This is a genomic window from Myxococcus llanfairpwllgwyngyllgogerychwyrndrobwllllantysiliogogogochensis, assembly GCF_006636215.1.
GTDB classification, from domain to species: Bacteria; Myxococcota; Myxococcia; order Myxococcales; family Myxococcaceae; genus Myxococcus; species Myxococcus llanfairpwllgwyngyllgogerychwyrndrobwllllantysiliogogogochensis.
The window spans coordinates 1-12,192 of sequence record NZ_VIFM01000317.1; the positions used below are offsets into that span (position 1 = coordinate 1).

The following is a 12,192-nucleotide window of genomic DNA, read 5'->3' on the forward strand; positions in this document are numbered from 1 at the left end:
CGCCCCTCCCGCCCTCAGTGGACGATGAACGTCGAGGGGAGCAGGACCTTGGCGCCTCGGCCCTGGAAGAGGCTGTCCTTCAGGTGCAACTGGATGACGACGTGCTTGCGCTTCTCCAGCTCCGCGCGCTTGGTCGTGAACAGGATGGAGCCCGAGCGCGCGTTGATGAGACCCGGCGCGCCGGCTTCCCGGAAGGCCCCCACGTCATCGAAGTGCACGCGCACGTCCGCAGACTGCGCTTCCGCCGGCAGGTAGAAGTACCCCAGCAGATAGGCGTGGTCCGTCTGAGCCAGGTCCATGGAGCGCGCGGACGCGGCGAGCTGGAACGGAATCGACTTGCCCTGCGCAATCACCTCGATGCGCCCCACGCCCAGCAGCGCCTTCTCATACAGCTCCGCATCCTGACCGAGCAGCCGCAGCTCGAAGCGGTCGCCCTCGGGCACCACGATCGGGTCCGGTCCACCGCTTCCATCACACGCGCTCAGCGTCAGCGCCACGAACATCCCGGACAGGGCCATCCACCTTGAATTCGTCATCATGTCATCCCCCCTTTCAGTACTGCGGTTCCACGGCCCGCTCCTGCCCCAGCAGCGGATCCATCTTCCAGATCTTCTTGCTCAGCGGCACCGCCCTGCGCTGACCGGAGCGGTTGTGCTTCTCCAGTTGCTCCAGCGCCTGCTCCAGCAACAGCGGATTCGGAGCAACCCACGCCTCCAGCCCCGTCAGCGCCGGAGCCTGTGTGCCGAAGAACCGCTCGTTGCACGTGGCCGTCAGCAGCTCACGAGCGACCTTCACCTTGAGGGACTCGAAGTCCGAGCGGATGGCACCGCCCTGCGAGATGGCCGGGTTGGCCCAGAGGATGCCCAGCGCGGTCTCCGTCGTCGTGACCTTGCCCAGGTTGCCCAGCGAGATGGGGCCCGGCGCCAGACACTCGCTCAGGGCGTCCTCGCTGGAGCCAAAGAAGCCGTGATCCCTCGTCAGCATCGGAGTGGATCCCCCGCTGCCCACGGGAGGAGGCAGGTTGAAGGCACACGCCGCGCCGTCCGCGAACTGCGTGGCGGGCCCCGTGGAGACGGTGGTCAGCGCACCCGTGACCAGGTTCACGGAATAAAACGTGTTGGCGAGGTTCACGTTCGCGTTGGTGGAACCGTAGAAGAACAACTGCCCCGCGGCCGTGAAGACGGCGGAGACCATGGAGTTGCCCACCGACGGCACGCCGTTGATGAGCGTCGGCAGGAGGAAGTCCGTGTGGGTGCCCAACAGCGGATTGATGACGGTGACGCGTTGGGTAGCGCTGTTGAAACCATACAGCATCCCGTTGATGGGGTTCACCGCGAAGTCCGCGATTCGGAACGTCGCGGGAGTGCCCACGACGACATCCGTGAGCGTTGCGCCCGTGGTGGTGTTGATGCGGACCAGGTGGTTGCTCGTGATTTCAAATCCGAGGTAGGAGCCGTCCTCCAGGACGGCGCCCGCGCCCCAGAGCGCCGTGTTCGCGGCCCCCGTGGCGAGCGGAGCGATGACGTCGGAAGAGCCATTGGCGTCCACCCGGATGAAGCTGGGCTGGACCACGCCGTCGGAGCTGATGGCATACAGGAAGCCGTCGACATGGTTGAAGGCGAGGGCATTGTACGGCAGTGAGGTCTCCCCCTGGAGCGCGAGCGTGGCCGTGCCAGGGTCGAAGATGTACAGACGCGACGGCCCAGCGGGCAGCCCGGCGCTCGAGGAAGACGCCGTCGAGATGTAGACCGTGTCGTCACACGTCAGGATGCGCTCCTGGGAGCAGAGCACGTTGACGCCGTCCTGGGCGGAGCCGCTGTCCCAGCCGATGCTGAAGACGTTCGTGAAGGAGGCCTCCTCGTTGGGTGTGGAAGGATTGGCGTCCAGCGCGCCCAGCGCGATGCAGGCCTCGTAGGTGGGCAAGGGGAATGAGCACTGATACGTGACGTTGCCACCCACGGGGACCGTCCGCGGCGGCGCGGGGTCGAGCGTGCACGCGGTCAGGAGCGGGTCCGCCGCCAGGAGGAGAATCGACTCCAGCGTCGGATGGATGTTCGTCGCGCTGAACGTGAAGTTCAGCGTGTTCGGATAGGTAATGATCGTGGCCTGCTTCACGCCATTCACGAGCTTCTCCGCTCGGAAATCGTGAGCCCAGACACCCGGGGCCCATAATGCGCCACCGAGCAGGACTCCAAACCATCTGCGATTCATCTTTATGCCTCCGCGCCCTTGGGGGTTACGGCCAGGGACGCCGGACGCCCTGCACGGAAGGTGCCCGGTTTGGCTTGGTTCACAAACTATTCCTGATGACGCCTGCGAATGCCCATCAGTCCCGGCGTGTGATGACCACGCGGCATGAACAGACAGACATTCTCGAATGATGGGTGCCCGAGAGGGATTGTCTGCCCGATGAAGGGCTCGACACCCGTCCCCCAGGGCAACACCGCCTGCGGGGCAGAAGACGAGGGAAACAACCTACACGGAAATTTTTGGCAAAAGAGCCCTGCAACAATTCCAGTCGAAACACACCAGCCGTGTCGGGTGCTCAGGAAGGAGCCACGGGCCCTGACTCCCCGACGGGCCCGAGGGCGGAGCCGGGCTGGGACTGGTCTTCGGTGCGCAGGTACCAGGGCACGCTGATGACCACCAGGCGCCGGGCTCCGGACAGCATCAAGGTGCTGCGCAGGAGCTCGGAGCGGCGCCCATACATGACAGCCCGGTACCACCGGCGCTCCAGCAGCTCCGGCAGGACGACGGCCACCGTGCGGTGCGGGTCCTCGGCGAGGAGTCCGTCCACGTAATCCAGCAGGGGCTGCACGAGCCCCCGGTAGGGCGAGGGGACTTCGTCCAGCCTCGGCACCTGGAGGCGGGCCCGCACCGCGGGCTCCTGGACGAGCGCGGCCCACTGCTCGGCCAGGGAGCCCGGGGCGGCCTCGTCCTCGTCGGTGCGCACATGGACCGCGCGGACGTCATGGCAGAGCCCCAGCGCGAACCGCAGGGCGGTCTCCGACGCGTGGGACCAGCGGCTCATGGGCACCACCGCCACCATGCTCCCGCGCGAGTCCACCGCCATGGGCCGCTGAAGCCCTGTCGTCGCGCGCACGCGCAGATAGGCCTTGTGGACCCGACTGAACAGCAGCACGCCCAGCGGGATGATGACCACGGCGGCCCAGCCGCCATGGGTGAACTTGGCGACGATGACGATGGCCAGCGCAAGCCCCGTCAGCAGCGCGCCCACGCCGTTGAGGACGCGGCGCCACCGCCACCCCGCCTCGCGACGGCGCGTCCAGTACACCACCATGCCCGTCTGCGAGAGGGTGAAGGCGAGCAGCGCGCCAATGGCGAACAGCGGGATGAGTCGGTCGGTGATGGCATCCGAGGCGAGGATGAGAACCCCCGCGAGCACCGCGAGCAACAGGATGCCTCGCGAGTACGCCAGCCTGCGTCCCCGGTGCACGAAGGCCACGGGCAGATAGCGATCCAACGCCAGGAGCCAGCACACGCGAGGGAAGCCCGCGAAGCTGGTGTTGGCCGACAGCGCGAGCACGCCGAGGATGGACGTCATCGCGACGTAATAGAAGACACCCCGCCCTGTCACCGCCGCGAGCAACTGGGACAGGACACTCTGGTAGCCCGGGCCGTCGGGCGCCGTCGCGCCCACGCCATAGACCTGGCACAGCGCGGACACGCCGAGCAGCAGCAGCACGAGGGTGAGGATGATGAGCGACAGCGTGAGCCTGGCGCGGCGCACGGAGGGCGCGCGGAACACCGGCACCGCGTTGCTGACCGCCTCCACGCCCGTCATCGCCGTACAGCCGCTGGCGAAGGCCCGCAGCACCAGCCACAAGCCCACGCTCGCCGAGGGCGAGGGCAGCGCTGGCGGAGGGATGTCACTGGCCGGAGCGCCCCCCTGCGCGAAGGCCCGGAACGCACCGACGGCGAGCAGGATGAAGAGCGAGCCGATGAACATCACGGTCGGCAACAGGAACAGGGCCCCGGCTTCCCGCGCGCCTCGGAGGTTGACGAGCGTGAGCAGGCCCAGCAACCCCAGCGCGAGCCCCAGCGTGTGCGGCCGCAGCGCGGGGAAGGCGGAGACGATGGCGCCCACGCCCGCGGAGATGCCCACCGCCACGTTGAGCAGGTAGTCCAGGAGCAGGGCGGATGCCGCGAGCAGCCCCACCCGACGGCCCAGGTTCTCTCGCGCCACCGTATAGGCCCCACCGCCGCGCGGGTAGGCGGCGATGGTCTGCCGGTAGGAGGACGCCACCACCACGAGCAGCCCGACAATGCACGCGGTGATGGGCAGCAGCAGCTTCACGCCCGTGGGGCCCAGCGGGCGCAGCACCGTGAGCGCGGCCTCGGGGCCATACGCCGCGGACGACAGCGCATCCAGCCCGAGGAGTGCCACGCCCGCGAGCACGCCCACCTGCTCGTGTGACGCCTGCGCCGTCGTGAGGGGCTTGCCGAGCAGCGTGTCCATCCAGCTCCGGCGGCCCGTCCTGGAGTGTTCCATGCCGCCCCCTCTGGCGCCCCTCGTGGTCCCGTCACCGGGCGTCCCTCACGGGCAACCTGGGGATGCCACGCTCCAGGCAGAGCGGGCGGCGCGCCAGGCGCGCGACTCCACCCAATCCCTCGCATCCGCCCCAGGACACGTCGCATGCCTCCGCGCGGACACCTCGCTGCCCCGGGGTGATGGGCTGCCAACACCCGGAGTCCGCTTGTGTCGTCCCCGGACGCTCGGCCCTGGAGTCGGCTTCACGGAGCCCTCCCTGATTGGTCACTTCCACGTCCACCCCGCAAATCGCATTGGAGGGCAGCACGTATGGCCATGAGGCACTGCTGGACGCTATCTGTCATCGCCACCCTGGGAGTCTCCGGGACGGCGGTGGCGCAGGAGTCGGAGACGCGCGAGTCGAGCCCGGTGGAGCCGGTGGAGATGGATGTCCGCGCGGCGCACGGGATGGCCGGCCCCCAGCTGGCGGTGGGTATCAACCTGGGCCTGGGCGCGGGCTACGTCTACAAGGACGGCACGTCGCGCACGGGGACCCGGGAGGACTTGAAGATCACCGACGCCGCCAACGCCTCCCTGCCACTGATGCTGGAGCTGGGCTATCGCTTCAACCCCCGCTTCTACGCGGGGCTCTGGGGCAGCTGGGAGAAGGTCTTCACCAAGACGAACGACATCTCCTGTCCGGAGGGGTTCGACTGCAACAACTCCCAATGGCGCTTCGGCCCCGAGGGCCGCTTCCACTTCAAGCCGGAGTCGGGCTTCGACCCGTGGGTGGGGCTGGCCGTGGGCCTGGAGTTCCTCAAGAGCCACGTGGAGGGCACCACCCAGGTGCCCGTGCCCGGCGGAGGCACCGTGGCCGCGAACATCGACACCCAGGTGACGGACCGGGGCCCCACCTTCATCCGCCTCAGCGCCGGAGGCGACGTGCGGCTCACGCGCTACGTCGCGTTCGGGCCCATCGTCACCGCGTCGCTGGGCAGCTACACCGTTCGCACGGGTGACCAGACGTTGAGCATCGCCGGCCTGCCCGGGCAGACCTCCCCCGTCTCCGCCGTGGACGACGGCTTCCATGCACTCTTCACCCTGGGCGTGCGTGGCGTCTTCCGCACGTTCTGAGGCGCGAGGCCCTGGCCCGCGAGGCGGAAAGACCGGGCGGCCCGTCCACGACGGCCCGCCCGGCCCGGTGCCCGATTTCTCCCGCTCCTGACACGATGTCTCGTGACAAGTGCACCTGGGTCACAACCGCCCCTCCCAAATGTTGCCGTGGCGCGTCGGAAAAGGCTCACTCCCCGGCTCCCAGAGGCCCTTCCCAAACCTTTCCTACATGTCAGGGGATGCAGACCTATTTACAGTCATGCGCCGCCAGTCGAGCATTGGCCTCCTCATGGCTGCCTACCGCCCCTCCCCGACACCTTTCGACAGCCTTGCCCCGCGCGACTCCATCGCGAGGCGTCACGCACCGTCGCGCCGAGTCGCGCGTCTGGCCCTGCTGGGCTGCGCGCTGTTCATGGCGCTCGTGCATGCACCGACGGCCCGCGCGGCCGAGGAGGCGAGTTCCTCCATCCCATTGTTGGAGGGATGGCGCTACCGCTGGGGTGACTCGCCCCAAGGCGCGGATGGACTTCCCCTGTGGGCGCAGACGGCCAACGTCGCCGAGGACTGGCGCACGATGGAGGCGCTCAAGCCGCCACCGGGACGCGGCACCCACGTCTTTCTGTGGGTCAGCATCCCGTTGCCCCAGGGGCCGTGGGCCGAGCCCGCCGTCATGCTGGGTGAGGTCACCAATGCCGTGGAGGCCTACGCCAACGGTGAGCGCGTCTATGTGAGCGGGCGACTGAACACGTCTGGCGCGGAGCTGTCCGACAACATGGCCTGGCATGTCGTGCCGGTGCCGCGCGCCGCGCTGGGTGGACATCTGCTGCTGCGCGTCCAGTCGAGCAACCCGAACATCGGCGTGGCACAAGGCGCGTTGATCGGCTCGCGGCACCAACTGCTCGCCAAGGTGACGCGCGAGGGCCAGGCGCCGTTCGTCATGGGCATGCTGCTGCTGGCGGTGGCGGTGGGTTCGGGTGGAGCGTTCCTGATGCACTGGCGTCGGCGGATGCTCGCGGGCCTGGCTGTGTTCTCCGCCAGCGGCGGCTTCGTGTTGCTGGGCCTGAGCGGCATGCCCAACGCGCTCTGGGACGCGCCCATCACCGCGACGCGCTTCACGGTGCTCGGCATCTTCCTGCTCGTGTCGGGCCTCATCGAGTTCGTGTCCGACGCCATCCTCAACAACCAGCGGCGCTGGTTCCGCATTGGAGCGATGGGCTACACGGCGCTCTGCGTGGTGGCGGCCCTGTCCGCCCTGCTGGACCTGGGCACCGCGCAGCGCATCCTGGTGCCCTTCCTGCCCTTCTCCTTCATCATGCTGCTCATCTGCTTCAGCGTGGCGGCGGCGGAGGCGTGGCGAGGCAACCCCGACGCCCGCATCTTCGTGGGAGGCATGTCGGGGCTCGTGCTCTTCCTCGCGCTCACGGTGCTGCCCGTCATCGGCGTGCTGAGCTTTTCGTTGGGCAACGTGTCGCACTGGGGATACCTGGCGCTCACCCTGTCGCTGATAGGCATCGTCGCGCGACGCTCCATGGAGGTGGTGCGCTCGCTGGAGGCCCACACCCGGCAACTGGAGGAGCGGCAGCTGGAGGTGCGCAACCTGGCGGGGCGCATGGGCACCGGCGCCGGTGAGCTGGCCACGGTGGTGCAGCAACTGCGCTCCACCAGCGACCAGCAGACCGAGGGCGTCAGCCGTCAGGCGGCGGCGCTCCAGGAGGCCGAGCAGACGGTGAAGGAGATCCGCCGCTCGTCGCAAATGACGGCGGAGAAGGCCAGCTCGCTCGCCGCGTCCGCGGAAGGCGCCGAGCAGGTGGGCCGCGAAGGCAGCGCCGCGCTGGAGCGGACGCTGGCGGACCTGGCGGCGATTCGCAACGAGGTGTCGGAGATGGCCCGCCGCATCCTCGCGCTCGACGAGCGGACGCGCGAGGTGTCCGGCATCGTCGACTCGGTGAAGGACCTGGCGGACCAGTCCAACATGCTGGCCATCAACGCGGCCATCGAGGCGGCGCGCAGCGGCGAGAGCGGCCGGGGCTTCGGCGTGGTGGCGCGGGAGATGCGGGGACTGGCGGACCAGTCCATCCGCGCCACGCACCGCATCCGCGAGGTGCTCAACGGCGTGAGCGCCAGCATGCGCGAGGCGGCCCAGTTCAGCGAGAAGGGCGACGAGCGCGTCCGGCAGAGCCTGGATGCGGTGCGCACGTCCAGCGCCCAGTTCCAGGAGCTGGCCATCCTCATTGGCGACTCCAGCGCGAGCATGCGGCAGATCACCGCCGCCGTCAGCGCGCAGGACTCCGGTACCCAGCAGATGGCCATGGCCATCCAGGAGCTCTCCGGACAGATGCAGCGCACCCTGAAGACGGTTCAGGAGACGCAGGAGGCCACCCGCTCCGTCCAGTCGCTGGCGGAGAGCATGTCCGGCCTGGCCACCCAGTCGCTCCGGGCAGAAGGCTCCACGAGCGTCGCTCCACCCCGGTAATCCACCACCACCCTCGGAAGTGAGGTCCCATGCGTACCCAGGCCGCCCTGCTGCTCGTGCTCGTCGCCGTGGCTTCAGCGTGTGGAGGGGCCCATGGGGCCGCCTCGGACCCCAATCAGCCTCCGCCCCCCAAGACAACGGTGGCGGTGGAGAGCCGCAAGCTCGTGGACGTCAACCTCTATGCGCTGACGGGGACGCGGCGGATGCGGCTGGGGACCGTGCCGGGGATGTCGACACGCAACTTCGTGCTGCCCCCGGACATGGTGGGCAACACGGACCGCATCCGCTTCGGCATCGAAATCATCGGCACCCTGGGCCACAAGAGCCTGGGCAGCGAGCGTGGCTTCGAAAGCGAGCAGGAGATGTCCGTCCGGCCCGGCGACGAGCTCTCCCTGACCATCTACTGACACCCACCCGGCGCCTTCCTTTCGTGAGGAAGGCACCGGGCGCGGGTCCTGGCTTCAATCAGAACGACACGATGTCGCGGCGGCTCGAAGCCCCGCTTTCAAGGTCGGACAGCACCGAGGCCCCATTGAACGGCACCGGAGGCGCGGGCTCCAGGGGCCGAGCCGCGGCATCTGACGCCAGCGCGGCGGCGGTGACCTCGAGTTCGAAGAACCCGCCGTTGTTGTTCTCGTCGCTCTCCGCGACGACGCCATCCACGTCCGCCAGCACCACGACGCGGTAGCTGCCCGGAGCGATGGTCGGCGAGAAGGTGATGGTGGTGGGCGGCAAGGACCACGTCCCCGCGCCCGCGCTGATGGGAATGGCACCAATGCCCTCCAGAATCTGGAAGTCCGGGTCGGTCAGGAAGACGCCCACGTGCGTGGCCGAGGGGGCCGCGCAGCGGGTGAAGAGCTCGAAGGAGAGGTCGGCGGAGCCTCCTGGCTGGATGGTGCCTGGGCTGAGCGTGCCGGCCGTGAAGAAGAAGTCGGCCGGCTTCGTGGTGCCCAGCAGGCTGTTGTCGCTCAACACGCCGGTGAGGTCCACGCGGCCCAGGACATACCAGGTCGACGGCTGACACCCGTTGGAGATGAACTCCAATTGGGCCACGGTGTTGGCGGGCATGGAGAACCGGGAGATGAACTGCGTCTGGGTTCCCACCGGCGGCAGATAGGGTCCAAGTCCACTTCCCCGGAGCGCAATCTGAGTGGTGAACAGCGGGTAGACGCCGCTGCTGCCATTCGCCGTGGGCGACAGGTAGAAGTTCAACTGCGCCACCGCCGCTCCAACGCCTGACTTGCTGCCGGCCATGGAGTACTGGACGTTGAAGCCCGAGAGCGGGGTCGTGATTGTCGGCGGTACCGAGATGGAGATCATCTGGACCTGCGCCCAGGCGGGAGTCGCCACCACGCCCAGCAGCAGAAAGAAAGACACCACGGCGGATTTCCTTGTCATACAAAAGACAGTACACACGCCAGGAATGGCGCAGCAAGACAGACACCACCCGCCACGCCCGCGCCCATGCACACCAGCCAGACACGCTTCTCCAAAGCAATCACAACCAATCCAACTTTACGACCGCGACGGAAGCTCGCGACCCTCAACAGGGCCCTCGGCCGGGAGACTCCCCCGGGAAACCGCTACACCGACAGCGAGACGCGCCGGCGCGCCACGGGCGTGCCCATCCTCCGCGCCCTCCTGAAAACACCCACACGCGGATGAAGACAGCCACTTCTTAAATTCCGATTCTTCGGAAACTCCGGACATCCCCGGCCCGACAACGTGTGGACCCCGGGTCGAATCGCGGTGCGACAGGCCCGCCGTGCACGGCCCGAGAACCGCTCGCGGGAACACCCCGCCTGGAGAAGAAAGATGCACACGAAACGGAAGATGTGGCTCTTCGCCCTGCTGTTCGTGGGGCTCTCCGCCTGTGGTGGTGAGGGCGAAGGGGTGACGGACGCGCCCGAGTCGCTCGACACGAGCACCGCCGAGCTCAACACCGCCATCTACAACCGGGCGCGCAACTACGCCGCGGCCCATCCCACGCGGGATGGCGGCACGTGGGACCAGTGGTGCGGCTCGCTGATGTGGCGCTTCGGACAGTTCCCGGAGTCCTCGGCGCGGCCCTCGGCCATCGAGGCCTATCACGCGTCGACCCGGCAGCCCTACGCCGCTTCGCAGGCTCCCGCGGGGGCCTTCCACTGGTGGGACATCGGTTCGTTCGGCCACGTGGGCCTGGACCTCAACGGCGGTGGCACCACGGTCTTCATGGCCACGCGAAAGCTCGCGGAGAGCTGGGGCAACGCCATTGGCATCAACAGTGTGTCGGGGTATTCGGCGCAGTCCGGCGCGCGATATCTTGGCTGGTCGCTGGACTACGCGGGCAGCGTCATCCCGGACCATGGCCCCCTGCCCGGTGGCGGAGGTCTGCCTCGGACGTCGACGGAGGACGACGGCATCCCCGGGCCCATCTACTACAAGCGCATCCAGACGGTGGGGCGGCGGGACTTCGGCTACACGGGTCCCATCGACGGTGTCACCGGGCCGAACACGGAGAAGATTCGCGTGAGAATCACGGCGCGCGAGCTCAACCGTCGGGGCGGCCCGCGCACCTCCGCTCAAGAAGACGGAATCCCGGGCGCCATCTACTGGCAGCGCGTCCAGACGGTGGGCCGGGGGTTCGGCTACACGGGCCCCATCGACGGGATTCCCGGCCCGAACACGTACAAGGCCGAGCACCGCATCTGCGGGTACGCCGTGAATCGGGCGTTCTAGACGGTAGGCCCCTGCCCTCGCGCTCACAGTGCCCTTTCCGCCGAGCGCGAGGGCGGATGCGGCTACAGTCCGCGCATGACTGTCCAGGCCACGGGCGTGCTGCTCGACCTTGAAGGTGGCGTCGCCACGCTCACGCTGAACGATGCCGCGCGCCGCAACGCGATGACTCCCGAGCTGGGGGATGCGCTTCGTGCGCGGGTGGAAGAGCTGCGTGGGCGGGAGGACGTGCGCGCCGTCGTCCTCGCCGGAGCGGGCGGGACGTTCTCCGCGGGCGGCGACCTCCAGATGTTGGAGCGACTGCGCCAGGTCTCCTTCGAGGAGGCCCGCGTCTTCATGCTCGACTTCTACTCGCGCTATCTCAGCATCCTGGACCTGCCCGTCCCCACGGTGGCGGCGGTGGAGGGCGCGGCCATTGGCGCGGGGCTGTGTGTCGCGCTCGCGTGCGACATGTGCATCGTCTCCGAGGACGCGAAGCTCGCCCTCAACTTCGTGCAACTCGGCCTGCATCCCGGCATGGGCGCCACGTGGCTCGTGCCACTGCGCACAGGCCCGCAGCGCGCCGCGGAGCTGCTGCTCACCGGGCGGCGCTTCGATGGCCGCGAGGCGGTGCGGCTCGGGCTCGCGCTGGAGGCCACCCCCGCCACGGAGACCCGGACCCGCGCACGCGCCCTCGCGACGGGCATCGCGTCGAACGCGCCGCTCGCGACCCGGGGACTCAAGCAGCGGCTCGGCCTGGACCGCGCGGGGCTCCAGCGCGCGCTGGAGGAAGAGGCCCGGCTCCAGGCGGAGAGCTACGGCAGCGCGGACCTGGGCGAAGGACTCGCCGCCGCCGCGGCGCGACGGCCTCCCGTGTTCCAGGGGCGGTAATCCGCCCATCGCCGTGCTTCCTCGTCGCCAGGGTTCGCGACATGCTGCCGGGCGGCTTCGCGGTGGACGCGAGACAGCGGCGGGAGGGATGGAGATGGGACAGCTTCGACTGGAGCGACACCTGCACGGGGTGCACGTGGTGCTCATGTGCACGGACGACGCGGAGGAACAGGCGGAGTGGGTGCTGAGCGTGCTCGAGCGCCTGCCTCCCGGCGGACTCATCCCCGGACGCACGCTGCGCTTCGGCTGGTCCAACCTGCGCCTGGACCCGCGCGGAGACTCGCTGGTGGTGACGGAGCCCGACTTCGACGGCAACCCGCTGACCGACTGGCGCGACGACATCACCGTGACGCTGCGAGTCCAGGGGCGGATGCTCGAGACGACGCAGACGGTGGGCACCGAGCCCCTGTTTCCTCGCTACGGGGACAAGGTCGCGGCCGTGCCCGGCTGGGACAGGAGCCCCCGGGTCGCCATGGCGCGCGCACGCACCCCCGAGGGCACCGACTCCGGCTGGCTCATCGTCCCACCC

10 protein-coding genes are annotated in these 12,192 nt (G+C 68.8%); 6 read left to right on the forward strand and 4 right to left on the reverse strand.

Features of this window, described 5'->3' with window-relative positions:
• Window positions 1-14: 14 nt before the first annotated feature.
• The 3 genes from FJV41_RS43230 to FJV41_RS43240 form a co-directional block, all read right to left on the reverse strand.
• On the reverse strand, window positions 15-539 hold the full coding sequence (locus FJV41_RS43230) for a hypothetical protein (protein WP_141648477.1): 525 nt from the start codon (window positions 537-539) through the stop codon (window positions 15-17).
• Between the two features lie 13 nt (window positions 540-552).
• On the reverse strand, window positions 553-2,115 hold the full coding sequence (locus FJV41_RS43235; RefSeq protein ID WP_246137782.1) for a DUF6923 family protein: 1,563 nt from the start codon (window positions 2,113-2,115) through the stop codon (window positions 553-555).
• Between the two features lie 430 nt (window positions 2,116-2,545).
• Window positions 2,546-4,513 carry an APC family permease gene (locus tag FJV41_RS43240; RefSeq protein WP_246137783.1) on the reverse strand — a complete coding sequence of 656 codons (1,968 nt, stop codon included), beginning with the start codon at window positions 4,511-4,513 and terminating at the stop codon, window positions 2,546-2,548.
• A gap of 309 nt (window positions 4,514-4,822) precedes the next feature.
• On the opposite strand from FJV41_RS43240, the gene FJV41_RS43245 reads away from it, so the two are divergent.
• The 3 genes from FJV41_RS43245 (at window position 4,823) to FJV41_RS43255 (ending at window position 8,485) form a co-directional block, all read left to right on the forward strand.
• The gene (locus FJV41_RS43245; RefSeq protein WP_141648479.1) at window positions 4,823-5,626 is read left to right on the forward strand and encodes a hypothetical protein; all 804 of its coding nucleotides are present in this window, start codon (window positions 4,823-4,825) and stop codon (window positions 5,624-5,626) included.
• Between the two features lie 268 nt (window positions 5,627-5,894).
• Window positions 5,895-8,078 (forward strand): methyl-accepting chemotaxis protein, encoded by a 2,184-nt coding sequence (locus FJV41_RS43250; RefSeq protein WP_141648480.1) that lies wholly within the window; start codon window positions 5,895-5,897, stop codon window positions 8,076-8,078.
• 29 nt (window positions 8,079-8,107) lie between these two features.
• Window positions 8,108-8,485 (forward strand): hypothetical protein, encoded by a 378-nt coding sequence (locus FJV41_RS43255; RefSeq protein WP_141648481.1) that lies wholly within the window; start codon window positions 8,108-8,110, stop codon window positions 8,483-8,485.
• A gap of 58 nt (window positions 8,486-8,543) precedes the next feature.
• Here FJV41_RS43255 and FJV41_RS43260 read toward each other — a convergent pair whose 3' ends face one another.
• Window positions 8,544-9,458, reverse strand: coding sequence for a hypothetical protein (locus FJV41_RS43260; RefSeq protein WP_141648482.1), 915 nt, complete (start codon window positions 9,456-9,458; stop codon window positions 8,544-8,546).
• Window positions 9,459-9,893: 435 nt separating this feature from the next.
• Between FJV41_RS43260 and FJV41_RS43265 the strand changes: the two genes are divergently transcribed.
• The 3 genes from FJV41_RS43265 to FJV41_RS43275 all read left to right on the forward strand — a co-directional run.
• Window positions 9,894-10,796 (forward strand): hypothetical protein, encoded by a 903-nt coding sequence (locus FJV41_RS43265; protein ID WP_141648483.1) that lies wholly within the window; start codon window positions 9,894-9,896, stop codon window positions 10,794-10,796.
• 75 nt (window positions 10,797-10,871) lie between these two features.
• A complete protein-coding gene (locus tag FJV41_RS43270; protein WP_141648484.1) occupies window positions 10,872-11,663 on the forward strand; it encodes an enoyl-CoA hydratase/isomerase family protein in 792 nt (263 codons plus the stop codon).
• 94 nt (window positions 11,664-11,757) lie between these two features.
• Window positions 11,758-12,192, forward strand: a 435-nt coding sequence (locus FJV41_RS43275) for a hypothetical protein (protein WP_141648485.1), incomplete at its 3' end; no start/stop codon positions are given.

Coding starts and splice junctions, on each gene's coding strand:
- FJV41_RS43230 (WP_141648477.1), bottom strand. CDS start 539: ATGATGACGAATTCAAGGTGGATGGCCCTGTCCGGGATGTTCGTGGCG.
- FJV41_RS43240 (WP_246137783.1), bottom strand. CDS start 4,513: ATGGAACACTCCAGGACGGGCCGCCGGAGCTGGATGGACACGCTGCTC.
- FJV41_RS43245 (WP_141648479.1), top strand. CDS start 4,823: ATGGCCATGAGGCACTGCTGGACGCTATCTGTCATCGCCACCCTGGGA.
- FJV41_RS43250 (WP_141648480.1), top strand. CDS start 5,895: ATGGCTGCCTACCGCCCCTCCCCGACACCTTTCGACAGCCTTGCCCCG.
- FJV41_RS43255 (WP_141648481.1), top strand. CDS start 8,108: ATGCGTACCCAGGCCGCCCTGCTGCTCGTGCTCGTCGCCGTGGCTTCA.
- FJV41_RS43265 (WP_141648483.1), top strand. CDS start 9,894: ATGCACACGAAACGGAAGATGTGGCTCTTCGCCCTGCTGTTCGTGGGG.
- FJV41_RS43270 (WP_141648484.1), top strand. CDS start 10,872: ATGACTGTCCAGGCCACGGGCGTGCTGCTCGACCTTGAAGGTGGCGTC.